The following is a 14200-nucleotide window of genomic DNA, read 5'->3' as shown; positions in this document are numbered from 1 at the left end:
CGCTGTTAGTTCAACCCAATCTACCGTGATGGGTGCTGCCGCTGCAGCAGGGCAGTGATCTGGTCCGCAGGCAAAGGCTTGCTGAAGTAATAGCCTTGGGCTTCGTCGCACCCTTGCTCACGAAGGTATGACAGCTGCTCGCTCGTTTCCACGCCCTCCGCGGTGGTCCGAATGCCCAGCGCCTGGGCCATGCGAATGATGGCACTGACGATGGCGCGGTCGTTGCTGTCGTTGCCCAAGTCGCGCACGAACGATTGGTCGATCTTGAGTTTGTAGATCTGAAAGCGCTTGAGCTGGCTCAGCGAAGAATAGCCTGTACCGAAATCGTCCATGGACATTCGCACGCCCCTGGCATGGAGTTGATCCATGGTGGCAATGGCCGAGCGGGGGTCATCTACCGCCACGCCTTCGGTCAGTTCGAGTTCCAGTCGATTGGCGCGCAGCGAAGTGCTGTCCAGCAGCCGGCTAACGAGTTCGGGAAGTTGCGGCTGTCTGAATTGCAAAGCTGAGAGGTTGACCGCCATGGCCAGCCAGTCCATGCCCATGGTGTGCCACTCCTGCAATTGGTCAAGGGCGGTTTGCATGACCCACTCGCCGATCTGCAGAATCTGGCCGCTGTCTTCCGCAATGGGGATGAACTCAGCGGGCGATATGTTTCCCAGTTCGGGATGCTCCCAGCGCAGCAGGGCCTCCACGCTCCGAATCTCGCCCGTTGCAATGGTGATCTGTGGCTGGTAGTGAAGGTGCAGCTGGTTGCGCTCCAGTGCACGGCGCAGGGCGTTCTCCAGCAGGAGTGCTCGCACCGACTGGGCCTGCATTTCCGGAGTGAAGAACCGATAGGTGTTGCGCCCGTCCAGCTTCGCCCGGTACATGGCCACATCGGCGGATTGGCTGAGGGTATCGAAATCCGCACCGTCCTGCGGGAACAGCGCGATCCCCATCGAGGGAGCCATTGTGAGTTCGTGGTGTCCGATCTGGTAATGCTGACGCGATGCCTCTTGCAGCTTGCCTGCGACTCGCGCGGCCCCATGGGCATTTGCTCCGGGCAGCAGCAAGATGAATTCGTCTCCTCCCAAACGTGACACGGTGTCCTTGTCCCGCACAGCAGCCCGTAACCTTTTGGCGATTTCCACCAGCAATGCATCGCCGACTCGGTGGCCCAGTGAATCGTTCACATGCTTGAAGTGATCCAGATCGAGAAAGATGACGGCAAGGGGTGTGCCCCCTTCGGCTGCAGCGCGGATCGCGTGATGGCTTCGCTCCGCCAGCAACGTGCGGTTGGGCAGGCCCGTCAAAGGATCGTAGTGGGCGAGCCAATAGATTCTTTCCTGGTCATGCTTGCGGTCGTTGATCTCGCGCTGCAGGTTATCAACCGTCTCACTGAGTTGCTTGGTGCGCAGGTGCACCTGCTGCTCGAGGTCGGCATGCATTCGTGCCAATTCCGCCTGAGCTTGCCGTTGTTCGCTAACGTCCATGGCAATGCAGACCGATCCGTTGGCTGGCCGGGCAGGATCGATGGCCTTGACGCGCACCTCACACGCCACCGACCGGCCATCCTTGCCGCGCAGGGTCATTTCGCCGACGAAGATTTTGCCGTCGGCCAGAGGTTCGTAGCAGCGCAGCTTCGCGTCTTCCCAGTCCTCATCGCTGAAATGCCACTGCCGCGTCGCTGCATTGGCCAACTCTCCCGGGCCATAGCCAAGCATCTGTTCGAAGTGCTGGTTGCAGCGGGTCATGCGCTGATTGGAAATGAAGGCGATTCCCACCATGGCGTGGTCGAAAAGGGCTTGCTTTTCCTGCACGACGGCATGCAACTGGATCTGCGCGTGTCGCTGCTCGTCAATGTCGTCAATGGTCCAGATGGAGCCTTCCGCAGTGTCTGATGGATTGATCAGCCGACCGGCTAGGCTGCTCCAGAACAAACGGCCATTGCAGCGGCGCATCTGGCATTCCGTGCGGTAAGTGTCGCCTCGAGCGAGAACGGGATAAGCACGGCGCCCCAGCTCCCGGAATGCATCCAGCGTGGGATACAAAGCTTGGCTGCTCAGTCCAATGACTTCTTCAATCGTTTCATAGCCAAACATGTCGGCATAACGCCGGTTGCAGCGAACGATCTGCCGTTGGCGGATGAACACAATGCCCACGCCAGCGCTGTCCAACAAAGTCTGCTGCTCGCGAAGGATGCGTTGCAAAGTCGGCCCGGACTGAGAAAGCACGGGCGCATCAAGCGTGGGGCACATGGAAATGAGTGAGACCCTGGGGGGCGGCAAGTTGTACGAAAGTGTAGCAGTCGGCTCTGCGTCTGCACGCATGGGGTTGCCTACGGCGGCAACGCCGACAACCGATCCAAGTCATGAAGTTGTCATTGCCTGGACATGGTGGCGTCATTGCCACTCGCCACAGTCTCATCCAAGCATGAAGGTGTTGTGTCCTTCATGCCCCGTGATCAACCACCCTTGCAGGGAGAGACGAGTGAACGAACTACCCACCCCGACGATGCCTTTGTGTCCGGATTCTTTGCCCAGGGGGTCACTTCATCGCCCTGGCCATTCGAGCGATGTGGCAAGCCGTTTGTCCACCGAGGGCGGCGTGGAAGTGGCCTGGGCGCGGCACAGCGATGAAGTCCGGGAAGCGCAGCGGTTGAGGTTCGAGGTGTTTGCGTCGGAGATGGGGGCACGCCTGAATACTTCGGTGGCAGGGCATGACGTTGACCTTTTCGACGAGTATTGCGAGCATTTGCTGGTCAGGGATGCCGTCACGCAGCAGGTCATTGGTACCTACCGCGTGCTCACACCCGCTCAAGCGCGCCGGGTGGGCGGCACCTACAGCGACACTGAGTTCGATTTGACGCGGTTGCGCTCGCTCCGTTCGCGCATGGTCGAATTGGGGCGCAGCTGCGTCCATCCAGAATATCGGCATGGTGGCGTCATTCTGGCGCTCTGGGGCGCTTTGGCTGACTTCATGGTTCGCAATCAATTGGACACCATGATCGGCTGTGCCAGCATCCCCATGTTGCACAACGGAGTGGTAAGCGGCGATGCTGCCGCCAGCATCTGGCGGCAAGTACAGAAGTCGCATCTGGCGCCCATTGATTTCCATGTACGTCCGCGTCTGCCCTTGCCGGTAGAGCAGTTGGATGGATCACTCGAAATCGATCCACCAGCTCTCATAAAAGGTTATTTGCGCCTGGGCGCGCGCGTTCTGGGGGCTCCGGCTTGGGATCCTGATTTCAACACCGCCGACTTGCCCATGCTCATGCGCATTGCTGATTTGCCATCGCGATACCGCAAGCATTTCCTCGGAGTATGACGGCGCCTTATCTGTCATGACCCTCAGCAAATCTTCCGTGACAGTTCCATCGAAGTGTCATGAAAATGTCATGGTGACTGCTAATACTGAGGTGGAGCCCATCCCTACCAAAGCAGCCATGCCGTCGCCTTCAGAGCCCCTCCCTGCAGAACCGCCCCTTCACTCTGCTATTTTTACTGGGGAAATCGAAGAAGCCAGTGCGCCCCCTTTGCCAGAGAAAGCGTTGAACTCCGATCCTGATTTTCTTAATCGCGACCACAGCATCCTTGCTTTCAACGAGCGAGTGTTCGACTGGGCCGCTCGGATCGATGTGCCATTGCTGGAGCGCCTGAGATACCTTTGCATCGTCTCATCCAACCTCGATGAGTTTTTCGAGGTGCGCGCGGCGGCCCACCTGACAGCAGCGCAGAATGGCGACACCAAAGGTCCGTACACCATCGCTTCGTTTGAAGAATTGGCTGCCAAAGCCCATGATCTTGTTGCTCGGCAGTACGCGCTTTACAACGAGTCCCTGACTCCAGCCTTTGCTGCTCATGACATCCATATCTTGTCCCACGGCGACCGTACCGGCGCACAAAGACGGTGGGTGAACGACTACTTTGACCGGGAAGTCCGGCCCCTGCTGATTCCAGTCGGCCTCGACCCGTCGCACCCGTTTCCGCAGGTAGCAAACAAATCTTTGAACTTCATCGTGCGGCTGAAAGGCAACGACGCTTTCGGTCGCGAGAACGAAATTGCCATCGTCAAAGTGCCGCGCGTGTTGCCTCGCCTGATTCGCATGCCCGCCAAAGTCGCCGTGACGGGGGCGCAATTTGTCAGTCTGTCCAGCATTGTGCGGGCACACCTGGCAGAGCTGTTCACTGGTCGCGAAGTGACGGAGTTTTCTCAGTTTCGTGTCACGCGCCACTCTGATTTGGCCGTGGATGAAGATGATGTGCGCAATTTGCGTACGGCACTGCGCCAGGGATTGGAGCACCGCCACTATGGTCAGGCAGTCCGGTTGGAGGTTTCATCGAGTTGCTCCCGGTTCTTGTCTGATTTCCTGCAATTGCAGTTTGCCCTTCCCGACGCGGCGCTGTACCGCGTACACGGCCCTGTAAACCTGGTCAGGCTGTCGCAACTCGTGGATCTGGTAAACGACCCGGCGCTGTTGTTTGCCCCATGGCGTTCCGTCTGGCCGCGTCAGATCCAGTCGGGAAGCTCTCTCATCGAACAGATCGGGCGGCGTGATGTATTGGCGCACCAGCCCTTCGAGAGTTTTGATGCCGTACTGGCTTTGCTGCGCGAGGCAGTGAATGACCCGCAGGTGCTTGCCATCAAGCAGACCATTTACCGCACGGGAGCAGACTCGGAACTCATGGAGTTGCTGCGCGAGGCGGTCCGGCGCGGCAAGGAAGTCATGGCGGTAGTGGAGCTGAAAGCGCGCTTCGACGAAGAGGCCAACATCAATTGGGCTGAAGCCCTGGAGTCCATCGGCGCACAGGTGGTGTACGGCGTGGTGGGCCTTAAAACGCACGCCAAGATGCTTCTGGTCACGCGCCGGGAAGGTCGAAACCTGCGCCGTTACGGGCACCTTTCCACGGGCAACTACAACCCGCGCACCGCACGTCTTTATACCGATCTGAGCTATTTCACGGCTGACGCTGAAGTTACTGCCGACATGGATGCGGTGTTCAACCATCTGGCGAGCCAAAACAAGCTGCCCAAATTGCGCAAGCTGGTGCTTGCTCCCTTTCATCTGCAGCAGCACATGCTGGACATGATCGAGCGGGTAGGGGAGGCGGCGGCGAAGGGGGAAGACGCGCGCATCGTGGCCAAGATGAATGCATTGACGGATGACGTACTGATGCGCGCACTCATCAAGGCAGGGCAGCGCGGCGCTCGCATCGATCTCATCGTGCGTGGGGCATGCATGCTGCCCGCTCAGCGCAAGGGCATCACTGACAACATTCGGGTGCGGTCGGTCATCGGCCGCTTTCTGGAGCACACCCGGGTGTTCTATTTCCGAGCCGGCAAAGCGGAAGATTTGTACCTCTCCAGTGCAGACTGGATGAACCGCAACATGCTGCGTCGCGTGGAGTTGGCCTGGCCGATCACGGACAAGGAGTTGCGGCAGCGCATCATCGACGAATGCTTGGTGGCTTACCTTCAAGACGATCGGGATGCCTGGACGCTGCAGCCGGACGGCACGTATGAGCGTGCGCCACACCCGGTGTCCGGCAAAGGTGCGCAAAAGGCCCTGATGGACCGTTACGGTGCGTCAGTTGGGCAAATCGACCACAGTCGCGGCAGTTCCAAGGCATGATGGACCTGATCCTCTGGCGCCATGCGGAGGCAGAAGAACTCCGTGAGGGAGAAGACGATCTGGATCGTCCTTTGACCGCCCGCGGAGAGAAACAAGCTGCGCGCATGGCGGCTTGGCTGGATCGGCAGCTACCCGATGGGTTGCGCGTTCTATCCAGTCCCGCACGACGCACCGAGGCAACCGCGAAGGCCCTCGGGCGCAAGTACAAACTGCGCGCCGAACTGCTGCCTGGGGGCACCCCACAGGAGCTGCTTGAGTTGGCGCAATGGCCAAAATCTCGCGGTGCCGTGCTGTTGGTGGGACATCAGCCAGTATTGGGCCAAGCCGTGGCAAGCCTTCTGGGCTTGCAGGCTCCGGAATGCGCCATCCGCAAGGGGTCGGTGTGGTGGCTGCGTCAGCGGCAACGGCCGGAAACGACGGAAACCATCCTGCTGGCGGTGCAGTCCCCGGATTTTCTCTGAGACCCGCACCACCATGAGCGCAGGGCCAACCGGCGCCCGGGACTCTTGGCTTACTTGCGCGCCGTTTTCGCCGGCTTGGCAGTCTTCTTGGCGGCTGGTGCAGGCTGAGCAGGCTCTTGAGCCTTCGGGCGGCCGGTCTTGATGGACGGAACGGCCTGCAGCGCCTTCACCAATGCATCGTCACCCAATGCCGAGAGCAGCTTGAGGCCCGCACGAAGCAATTCACTCTTCTTGGCAGTTGTACCCAGTTGCCCGGTGCGCAGCTTCAATGTTTCGATGGCGGCGTACTCGTCTTTGGGAATGGTGAAGCTGTCACGCACGAGCTTGGGCTTCTTGGCCTTGGAGTCGCGTGCCGGGCTGGGCACAGCGGGTTTGGCGGCCGCCTTGCGAGCCGGGGCTTTCTTGGGAGCCGCGGCCTTGCTGCGTGCGGCGGGCTTGGCCGAGGGGGCGGCACTCGCTGCGGGATCAGGGGTTGCTGCCGTGTTCGAGACGGAAGGGTTGGAAGCGTCTGACGTATTGGGCATGAAAGTCGAATGAAAAAAACGGTATATACAGTTTATACCGTTTCATCCGGCGATTTGTCCATCACTGCAGCTCCGCTGCGAACTCCCAAGGCGTTTTGACCCATGCCGTGCTTTCTTCTCGGAGAAGATGGGCGGACTGTGGATACGCTGCCGACCAGCCGGGGCGTGTGGACAAAGCGAATCGATTGCCCTGCTGGAAAAGCGACAACCCTTGAATATCAGGCGTGCGGCGGGCATGGCACAGCGCCACGGCGATCCGCAAGCAGACCAGCTGCAGTGCCAGGTCAGGATCGTCAAGGTCGGCTTCGAGCTTGCGGACCTTCCCCCGGTGGCCTTTCACCAGAAGGCCCAGCCGGTGCAGTTCCCACACCGCAAAGCCGGCAGCGTCGGTATGGTCCAGGATATACGCGCCGTGGTGGTGGTACTCGCTGTGCGAAATGCGGCAGCCCACTTCGTGCAATTGCGCGGCCCACGCCAGTTTCCGCTCGGCGCGTTCGCAGGGTTTGCGGCAAGCCTGAGTAAACAACCAACAGGCCGTCTTTGCGACTCGCTCCGCGTGCTCGATATCCACCGCGAACCGGTGCATCAGTCCCCGCACCGTGGAAGACCGCAAGTCCGTTTCCGGCAGTTCACGGTCGAGCAGGTCGTACAGCGCCCCTTGGCGCAATGCCCCTTGCGCCACCTGCATCTGATCGATCTGCAGCAACTCGAAAATGGCCCGCAGCACGCTGAGTCCGCCGCCGATGACGCTGCGGCGTTCTTCCTTGAGTCCCTCCATGCGCAGCCGATCTGTCGACCGGATGCGCAGCAGCTGCTCCTGCAGCCAGTCCAATCCCTGGCGCGTGATGAGTCCACTGGGCTGGCCTGCGGCGGCCAGCACATCACCCACCGCCCCGACGGTGCCGGACGACCCGTAAGCCACGTCCCAGGTATCCGGTCGATAGATGTTGAGCGCTTCATCCAGGACGGCCTGGGCCGCGATCTCAGCCGTTCGGAATGCCTGGGGCGTGAAGATGCCTTCCGGAAAGTACCGCGTGGACCAAGCCACACTGCCTACCCGATAGGACGCGACGGCACGTGCCGAAAATTGCTGCCCCAGGATCAGTTCGGTGGACCTTCCACCGATGTCCACGACCAGCCTGCGCTCGTCGGACTGTGGAAGCAGCCGCGCAACACCTTGGTAGATCAGCCTGGCCTCTTCGGGGCCCGAGACAACCTCGATGCGGTGACCCAGGATCTCGCTGCCGCGCTGCAAAAAGACTTCGCGGTTGCGCGCTTCTCGAAGGGTTTGTGTTGCGACAGCACGGACGTGATGGGCTTCGAAGGCAGTCAGGCGTTCGGCAAAGCGGGCAAGGCAGTCCCATCCGCGCTGCATGGCCTCAGGCGTCAGGTTGCGGTCTTCGTCCAGGCCATTGCCTTGGCGAACCGTTTCCTTGAGGTATTCCACACGCTGGATATGGCCGTGTTCAAAACGCCCGATTTCCAGGCGAAAGCTGTTGGATCCCAGATCCACAGCGGCAAGCAGTGTTCCGTCGTGCATGTTGTTGCGCAGTGCGCGCTGGTTTTAGGCGGGGGCAGCATAGCACCTGCCTCTCCAGTCGATGGCGCTTCGGAGCTGCGCCAGGAAGGGCGGCCAACGCCACCCTTCCTGAAGCGTTCACTGGATCACTTCTTTGCCGGGGGCATCAGCACGCGATCGACCACGTGAACCACCCCATTGCTGGCGGGAAGGTCGGCTTGAACGACCATGGCATCTTCCACGGTCACGAAGGTGCCAGCGCGGGAAAGCGTGATATCGCTGCCCTGCAGGGTTTTGGCCGAGCCCGGCTGGATATCGGCCGCGGTCAGTCGCTTGGGCACGATGTGATAGCTCAGGACTGCCTGGAGCTTGGATTTATCGGCCTGCAGTTCTGCCATCGTCTTTGCCGGAACGGCCTTGAAGGCTTCGTCAGAGGGCGCGAAGACTGTGTAAGGGCCGTTGGCAGCCAGCGTGTCCGCCAATCCAGCCTGCATGGCCAAAGTACGGAACGTGCTGATGGATGGCGTCGCCGCCAGAGTGGCGGGGATGGGGCTGGAGGCGTTGGGGGCCGAGGCGCAAGCGCTCAGCGTCGCGGCAGTCAGGGCGGCAATCAGAAAAGGAAAGACGTAGCGGCGGTACATATTGGGGTTCTCCGAAGGGTTGCCGACGGTGTCGGTGCGCCGGAGGCTACGCAGCAATGATGACGATTGCGTGACAAATGCGGGTGTCTGCCCCTCTGAAAACCGTGAATGACAGCTTGCAGGGAATGTCACGATGGTGTCATAAAGCGCTTCTAGAGTCGCCTCACTGATTCTTTCAACCTAGAGGTTCCTACATGAAACTGCCTGTGATTCGGATTCTGGTGTCTGGTGTGGTCGCAGCTGGCGCTTTCTCCAGCGCCTGGGCACAGCAAGAAGCCACGGGTGCTGGTGCAAGCTTCCCCGCACCGCTGTATTCCAAGTGGGCTTCCGATTACAACAAGGCCACCGGCGTCAAAATCAACTACCAGTCGGTAGGCTCGGGTGCCGGTCTGCGCCAGATCGAGGCAAAAACGGTGGACTTCGGCGCATCCGATGCGCCTCTGAAGGACGATGAACTGGCCAAGAAGGGCCTGCTGCAGTTCCCCACGGTCATCGGTGGCGTGGTTCCTGTCGTGAATATCAAAGGCATCTCGCCCGGTCAGATCAAACTGAGCGGACAAGTGCTGGGCGACATCTACTTGGGCAAAATCACGAACTGGAGTGACGCAGCCATCAAGGCGCTGAATCCTGGCTTGAGCCTTCCTGACGCCGCCATCGCGCCTGTACGCCGTGCGGACGGCTCGGGCACCAGCTTCATCTTCACCAACTACCTGTCCAAGGTGAACGCTGAATGGAAGTCCAAAGTGGGTGAGGGCACGGCCGTTAACTGGCCCACGGGCGCCGGTGGCAAAGGCAACGAAGGTGTTGCTGCCTTCGTGGGCCGTCTGCCGAACTCCATCGGCTACGTCGAATATGCCTATGTGAAGCAAAACAAGCTGAACTACGTCCAATTGCAAAACGCTGACGGCGCCTTCGTTTCGCCGGAAGACAGCGCTTTCAAGGCCGCTGCAGCAGGCGCCGACTGGGCCAAGAGCTTCTACCAGATCCTTACCAACCAGCCTGGCAAGGATGCATGGCCGATCACCGGCGCCACGTTCATTCTCATGAACAAGGTACAGGACAAGCCCATCCAGGCGACCACGTCGCTCAAGTTCTTCGAATGGGCCTACAAGTCGGGCGACAAGACGGCGGCAGACCTGGATTACGTGCCCATGCCCGAGGCAGTGAAAAACGTCATCATCAAGTCCTGGGGTGACATCAAGGACACTTCCGGCAAGGCCGTTTCGCTGAAGTGATCCCATGGTGGCCTGCGGATGCAGGCCACCAGTTCGTTTTTTCTTATGGAAGGCGCAGCAGTGTCCAGCACCATGCCAGTACGTCAGTCGTCCTCGATGCCGGTTCGCGCCGAGGCTCCCCGTACCACACCGCCTCCGAGGTCACCTCTCCTGTCTGGTGTGATGGCCGACCGGGTGTTCGGCTTCCTCGCACGCGGTGCGGCCCTGCTCACGCTGGCGCTCCTTGTGGGCATCCTGCTGTCCCTCGTGGTCGGCGCTTGGCCGTCGATCGAGAAGTACGGCCTGAGCTTCCTCACGCGCAGCGTGTGGGACCCCGTGCAGAACGACTACGGCGGCCTGGTGATGATCTATGGCACGCTGGCCACATCGTTCATCGCGCTGCTCATCGCTGTGCCGGTGAGCTTCGGTATCGCGCTGTTCCTGACGGAACTCTCGCCCGCCTGGCTCAAGCGCCCCTTGGGCACCGCCATCGAGTTGCTGGCAGCGGTTCCGTCCATCGTGTATGGCATGTGGGGGTTGATGGTGTTCGGGCCCATTCTGGCCACCTGGGTCCAACAGCCGCTGCAGTCGCTGTTCAGCGGCATTCCCTATCTGGGCGCCCTGGTGTCCGGCCCCCCGGTCGGCATCGGCATTCTTTCGGCCGGCATCATCCTGGCCATCATGATCATCCCGTTCATCGCTGCGGTGATGCGGGACGTTTTTGAAGTCACCCCGGCGCTGCTCAAGGAATCGGCCTACGGTCTGGGCTCCACCACCTGGGAGGTGGTCTGGAAGGTCGTGCTGCCCTATACCAAGACGGGGGTACTGGGCGGCGTGATGCTGGGCCTCGGTCGTGCATTGGGCGAGACGATGGCCGTGACCTTCGTGATCGGCAACATGAATCAACTCAATTCGCTGTCGGTCTTCGAAGCCGCCAACAGCATTACCTCTGCATTGGCCAACGAGTTTGCCGAAGCCGGTGAGGGCTTGCATCAGGCTTCGCTGATCTATCTGGGCTTGGTGCTGTTCTTCATCACGTTCGTGGTACTGGCGCTGTCGAAGGTGCTGCTGTCCCGCCTTCAAAAGAACGAAGGAACCCGCGCATGAGCACGTCGCAAACCCTCATTACGGCCGCTGAAATGGCCGACCTGCGCCAGCGCCGCTACGACAGCCGCAAGCGTGTGAACAACATCGCCCTGACGCTCTCGCTCGCCGCCATGGTGTTCGGGGTGTTCTGGCTGGTGTGGATTCTCTGGGAAACGATCCGCCTGGGCATTGGAGGGCTCAGCCTGGCGCTCTTTACCCAGATGACCCCGCCGCCCAACGAGGTCGGCGGCATCTCCAACGCCATCTTCGGCTCGCTCGTGATGGTGTCGCTCGCAACGTTCGTCGGTACGCCGATCGGCATCATGGCCGGTGTGTACTTGGCCGAATACGACACGCGGGGCTGGCTCGCATCGACGACCCGCTTCGTCAACGACATCCTGCTCTCGGCACCCAGCATCGTCATCGGATTGTTTGTGTACGCGGTGATCGTGGCCCGGTTCAAGAGCTTTTCGGCCTATGCCGGCATTCTGGCACTGGCGCTTATCGTGATCCCCGTGGTGATCCGCACCACCGAAAACATGCTCGTGCTGGTTCCCTCCAGCCTGCGCGAAGCGGCCTATGCGCTCGGGACCCCGAAGTGGAAGGTGATCACGATGGTGACACTGCGTGCCGCCCGGGCCGGCGTGATCACGGGCGTGCTACTGGCGGTGGCCCGCATCGCTGGCGAGACGGCACCGCTGTTGTTCACGGCGCTCAACAACCAGTTCTGGAATGCCGACCTGGGCAAGCCCATGGCCAGCCTGCCAGTCACCATCTTCAAGTTCGCCATGAGCCCTTACGAGAACTGGCAGCAGCTCGCCTGGGCAGGGGTGTTCCTGATCACCGTTGCCGTTCTCGGCCTCAATATCCTGGCCCGCGTCCTCACGCGCCAGAAGTAAGCAATACAAGGAAGACACCATGCCCTCCCCAACGCCCGCCGTGTCCGAGACGCCCAAGATCACGGTCCGCGACCTGAACTTCTACTACGGCAAGTTCCACGCCCTCAAAGGCATCAACCTCGACATTCCGGAAAAGAAGGTCACCGCCTTCATCGGCCCGTCGGGCTGCGGCAAGTCCACTTTGCTGCGCACCTTCAACCGCATGTTCGAGCTGTACCCCGAGCAACGCGCCGAAGGCCAGATCGTGCTGGACGGTGAGAACCTGCTCACCAGCAAGCAGGACGTGGCGCTGATTCGCGCCAAGGTCGGCATGGTGTTTCAAAAGCCCACGCCGTTTCCCATGTCGATTTACGACAACATCGCGTTCGGCGTGAAGCTGTTCGAGAGCCTGAACGCCACCGACATGGATGACCGGGTGGAATGGGCGCTGCGCAAGGCAGCCCTTTGGAATGAAGTGAAGGACAAGCTGCACCAGAGCGGCTCCGGCCTGTCCGGCGGGCAGCAGCAGCGGCTGTGCATCGCCCGTGGCATCGCCATCAAGCCCGAAGTGCTGCTGCTGGACGAACCATGCTCGGCACTGGACCCCATTTCCACCGCCAAGGTCGAAGAGCTGATTGCCGAGCTCAAGAACGACTACACCGTGGTGATCGTGACGCATAACATGCAGCAAGCTGCGCGCTGCAGCGATTACACGGCCTACATGTACCTCGGAGACTTGATGGAATTCGGTGAAACCGAGCAGATGTTCTTCAAGCCGCAGCGCAAAGAGACCGAGGACTACATCACCGGCCGGTTCGGCTGAGGAGCAACAACATGCCCGACAAGCACCTTTCTTCGCAGTTCGACAGCGAACTCAACAGCATTTCCGCCCGCGTCATGGAACTGGGCGGGTTGGTGGAATCGCAGATTCGCCAAGCCATCTATGCACTTTCGCAGTTCAGCGTGGAAGCCGCCGATCAGGTGGCGGCCACCGAGCACCGCGTGAACGCGATGGAAGTGGAGATCGACCACGAACTGTCGTCCATCATCGCGCGCCGCCAGCCGACCGCGCGCGACCTGCGCCTGCTGATCGCATTCTCCAAGGCCACGGCCAATCTCGAGCGCATGGGCGACGAGGCCAACAAGATGGCACGCATGGTGAAGTCCATCATCGAAAGCGGCTCCGCCCGGCTGCTGCCCACCTCGGACCTGCGGGTGGCGGCGGATCTGGCCTCCGGCCTGCTGCGCAAGACGCTGGATGCCTTTGCCCGCCTGGACACCAAGGCGGCCGTGGCGATCCTCAAGGAGGACGATCTCATCGACAAGGAGTTCGACGGCTTCGTGCGCAAGCTCATCACTTACATGATGGAAGACCCACGCACCATTTCGGCCAGCCTGGACCTGCTCTTTCTCGCCAAGGCGATCGAGCGCATCGGCGACCATTCCAAGAATGTTGCCGAACTGATCATCTACCTCGTCAAGGGCAAGGACGTGCGCCATACCGCCTTGGACCAAATCGAGTCCGCCGTGCTTTGAAAGGCGGTGCATTTTCATGAAGAGACTTCCCCGTGTACTCATCGTCGAGGACGAGCCTGCCATCGCCGAGCTGATTGCGGTCAACCTGCGGCACAACGGCTTTCAGCCCATCTGGTCGGAGGATGGCGAATCCGCGCAGCGCGAGCTGGATGCCGTGTTACCCGACGTGATCCTGCTGGATTGGATGCTCCCCGGCCAGAGCGGCCTGACGCTTGCGCGCAAATGGCGTGCCGATGCCCGCACCAAGCCCATCCCGATCCTCATGCTGACGGCGCGCGGCGATGAGCCGGACAAGGTCGCCGGCCTGGATGCCGGGGCGGACGACTACATCACCAAGCCGTTTTCCACTCAGGAACTGCTGGCCCGCATCCGCGCCGTGCTGCGCCGCCGAGCGCCCGAGCAGGTCAGCGACAGTGTGACCATCGGTGAACTGACGCTGGATGCAGGCACCTACCGCGTGACCTTCCAGGGGCAGCAACTCAAGATCGGCCCGACCGAGTTCAAGCTGCTGCACTACCTGATGAAGCATCCCGAGCGCGTGCACAGCCGTGCCCAACTGCTGGACAAGGTGTGGGGTGACCACGTCTTCATCGAAGAGCGTACCGTTGATGTGCACGTCAAGCGTCTGCGGGAGGCCCTCGGCGTGGCGGGCGCCATGGTGGAAACCGTGCGCGGTGCGGGCTATCGCCTGACTGCGCAGCCTCCGGCTTTGATGCGGGCGTAATGT

General features: G+C 60.8%; 13 protein-coding genes. 9 read left to right on the top strand and 4 right to left on the bottom strand.

The genetic code is table 11. From position 1 onward, the window contains the following. Nucleotides 1–20 precede the first annotated feature (20 nt). A complete protein-coding gene (locus M5C98_RS13100; RefSeq protein ID WP_272547874.1) occupies nt 21–2240 on the bottom strand; it encodes a sensor domain-containing protein in 2220 nt (739 codons plus the stop codon). Between the two features lie 232 nt (nt 2241–2472). Between M5C98_RS13100 and M5C98_RS13095 the strand changes: the two genes are divergently transcribed. The 3 genes from M5C98_RS13095 to M5C98_RS13085 are packed head-to-tail and all read left to right on the top strand — an operon-like array spanning nt 2473 to nt 6075. Continuing rightward, nucleotides 2473–3309, top strand: a complete 837-nt coding sequence (locus M5C98_RS13095) for a GNAT family N-acetyltransferase (RefSeq protein ID WP_272547873.1) — start codon at nt 2473–2475, stop codon at nt 3307–3309. 16 nt (nt 3310–3325) lie between these two features. Further along, complete coding sequence (gene ppk1 / locus M5C98_RS13090; RefSeq protein WP_272547872.1) at nt 3326–5614, top strand: polyphosphate kinase 1; 2289 nt, start codon at nt 3326–3328, stop codon at nt 5612–5614. After that, nucleotides 5611–6075: a SixA phosphatase family protein gene (locus M5C98_RS13085; RefSeq protein ID WP_272547871.1), complete on the top strand. Its 465-nt coding sequence runs from the start codon at nt 5611–5613 to the stop codon at nt 6073–6075. The genes ppk1 and M5C98_RS13085 overlap by 4 nt, the downstream gene beginning before the upstream one ends. A 50-nt stretch (nt 6076–6125) precedes the next feature. Here the strand turns inward: M5C98_RS13085 and M5C98_RS13080 are convergent, their stop codons facing one another. The 3 genes from M5C98_RS13080 to M5C98_RS13070 all read right to left on the bottom strand — a co-directional run bounded on the left by M5C98_RS13080 (nt 6126) and on the right by M5C98_RS13070 (nt 8759). After that, complete coding sequence (locus M5C98_RS13080; RefSeq protein WP_272547870.1) at nt 6126–6599, bottom strand: hypothetical protein; 474 nt, start codon at nt 6597–6599, stop codon at nt 6126–6128. 61 nt (nt 6600–6660) lie between these two features. Further along, a complete protein-coding gene (locus M5C98_RS13075) occupies nt 6661–8139 on the bottom strand; it encodes a Ppx/GppA phosphatase family protein (RefSeq protein ID WP_272547869.1) in 1479 nt (492 codons plus the stop codon). 125 nt (nt 8140–8264) lie between these two features. Beyond that, nucleotides 8265–8759 (bottom strand): fasciclin domain-containing protein, encoded by a 495-nt coding sequence (locus M5C98_RS13070; RefSeq protein ID WP_272547868.1) that lies wholly within the window; start codon nt 8757–8759, stop codon nt 8265–8267. A 194-nt stretch (nt 8760–8953) separates the two neighbouring features. Here M5C98_RS13070 and pstS point away from each other — a divergent pair, with 194 nt between their 5' ends. The 6 genes from pstS to phoB all read left to right on the top strand — a co-directional run bounded on the left by pstS (nt 8954) and on the right by phoB (nt 14197). After that, a complete protein-coding gene (gene pstS, locus M5C98_RS13065) occupies nt 8954–9994 on the top strand; it encodes a phosphate ABC transporter substrate-binding protein PstS (protein WP_272547867.1) in 1041 nt (346 codons plus the stop codon). 72 nt (nt 9995–10066) lie between these two features. After that, on the top strand, nt 10067–11080 hold the full coding sequence (gene pstC, locus M5C98_RS13060) for a phosphate ABC transporter permease PstC (RefSeq protein WP_272547866.1): 1014 nt from the start codon (nt 10067–10069) through the stop codon (nt 11078–11080). Further along, nucleotides 11077–11958: a phosphate ABC transporter permease PstA gene (gene pstA / locus M5C98_RS13055; RefSeq protein WP_272547865.1), complete on the top strand. Its 882-nt coding sequence runs from the start codon at nt 11077–11079 to the stop codon at nt 11956–11958. The genes pstC and pstA overlap by 4 nt, the downstream gene beginning before the upstream one ends. Nucleotides 11959–11977: 19 nt before the next feature. Then, on the top strand, nt 11978–12760 hold the full coding sequence (gene pstB, locus M5C98_RS13050) for a phosphate ABC transporter ATP-binding protein PstB (protein WP_272547864.1): 783 nt from the start codon (nt 11978–11980) through the stop codon (nt 12758–12760). A gap of 11 nt (nt 12761–12771) precedes the next feature. Further along, complete coding sequence (gene phoU / locus M5C98_RS13045; RefSeq protein WP_272547863.1) at nt 12772–13473, top strand: phosphate signaling complex protein PhoU; 702 nt, start codon at nt 12772–12774, stop codon at nt 13471–13473. Nucleotides 13474–13489: 16 nt separating this feature from the next. After that, nucleotides 13490–14197: a phosphate regulon transcriptional regulator PhoB gene (gene phoB / locus M5C98_RS13040; RefSeq protein WP_272547862.1), complete on the top strand. Its 708-nt coding sequence runs from the start codon at nt 13490–13492 to the stop codon at nt 14195–14197. The last annotated feature ends 3 nt before the right edge of the window (nt 14198–14200 follow it).

The sequence above is a fragment of the Acidovorax sp. NCPPB 3576 genome, assembly GCF_028473605.1.
Lineage (GTDB): Bacteria > Pseudomonadota > Gammaproteobacteria > Burkholderiales > Burkholderiaceae_C > Paracidovorax.
Note: the sequence above shows the minus strand (reverse complement) of the source record. Positions and strands in the feature narration are given on the sequence as shown.